The sequence below is a fragment of the Candidatus Kurthia intestinigallinarum genome, from assembly GCF_003991225.1.
GTDB classification, from domain to species: domain Bacteria; phylum Bacillota; class Bacilli; order Bacillales_A; family Planococcaceae; genus Kurthia; species Kurthia populi.
In genome coordinates this window covers 1-1,598 of record NZ_JTFC01000216.1, presented here as the reverse complement: position 1 = coordinate 1,598, position 1,598 = coordinate 1, and the positions used below count along the sequence as shown (strand labels likewise).

1 protein-coding gene is annotated in these 1,598 nt (G+C 30.7%); it reads right to left on the bottom strand.

Annotated features, from left to right (window positions below):
• Window positions 1-1,382: 1,382 nt before the first annotated feature.
• Window positions 1,383-1,598: type II toxin-antitoxin system prevent-host-death family antitoxin (locus tag QI30_RS19965; protein ID WP_126992161.1), on the bottom strand; the 216-nt coding region annotated here is incomplete at its 5' end.

The window sequence follows — 1,598 nt, the reverse complement described above, 5'->3', positions numbered from 1 at the left end:
TGTCCATATGAAAAGATTTCATTATTTTTTTGCACAGAATTGCGGTGATATTATCGCAAGAATGATGTAGAAAAATCCGAAAACTTGAAATGGAAATGCGTAAAAATTTGAGTTGAAATTGATTGTTTTTGGTTCGTTTTATGAAACAAAAATCACATCAAATTGATTTCAAATTTGAGCTGAACACTTCAAAGTTTTTCACGCGCATGGCGAAGTCAGAGCATGAAAAAGTGAGAAGTTCCACCCGATATTTTTATGGTTGATGGGGCGAATTTTAAATAGAAGATGATTCAGTTTTCACTTTAATTGATTTGAATTTGTGATTCATTTTCTAGGCAACATTGACTTATTTTTATTGAAAAAGATGAATCAATTTTTCCGTTTTTTCATTAAGCGAGTAATCACCGAAGTGCAAAAACACAAAGTAGTTTTTGTGATTTCGTGTGACAGCGAGCGATAACCACATCAACTTATTTCATTGACATTTGATCCAACGACTTTTTAAATGAGCTAGATTTATTTCTATACTTTTAATTTATTTTCACAAATTTTTATTTCAGTGCTGCTGCATCTTTAAATAATTTATGACTGAGATTTTCATATTTTTCTAACGAGCGAATCATCATCGCAGCACACAAATGCAAAGTAATTTGTGTTAGGCGTATGACGATGAGCGATTGAAAAGTTATATATTTTATCAGCATATATAACTTTGTAAGGAGAAATTTTAAAGATATGAGGTTTTATTATATGAAATTCGATTAATGTTTACTTCTAGGGGTACCGTCAGATTTTCGCAGATTTACAACGATAAAGAATCTTCTTAACGCTAGTTATTAAGATGTTTTTTTTGAACAGTATTTTGAAATGAATTATGCTCAAAATATAGCTACTTTTAGCAGCGTAAAGATGTTGTACCAAAATCCGTCGGTTATAAGATAGCTATTCCTTATCGTTGTTATATAAATTGTTTGATAATACTACATCGTGCTTAACGTTGTAAATCTGCATTTTTATGACGCTATCCTTATAACAAATAATGTAGCCTCAAATGTACGCTTAGATTTCCGATTTGTTAATCGTTCCCTTATTTCCAGTTGAAATGGTGTGTCATTTTCAGTAGAACTTTTTGTTAAACCTCCAACCGACACTTGGAATATTTCAGTAAGTTTTGTGACAAGTTCACCAGATAGCATATGTTCTACAAGTGATTTACTTACACCCAATTGAGTAGCTAAACAAGTATAGCTTTCTCCGCATTTCTGCTATCTTTTCGTTTGTTTATATTATTTACCTATTTTTTTATAGACGTCTCCAATTTTGAATGATAGATATACAATATAGCATTGGGATTGAGTACTTTTTGGAGTTCAAGGCTTTTTCTAATAATCATTTTCATTCCCAAACCCACCTTTATAAGAATTAAATTGATTATCTCCACGATTAATTTTATCTATTACATATTTATTTGAAAGGACACTTAATGTCTCTTGCATAGCGTCATAATCCCTTTTAGACATAACAACAATAGTATCTTCTACATTTTCACCCGTAACAGCAATTTCACATGATTCCTTATTGATTTTTTTCATATACGT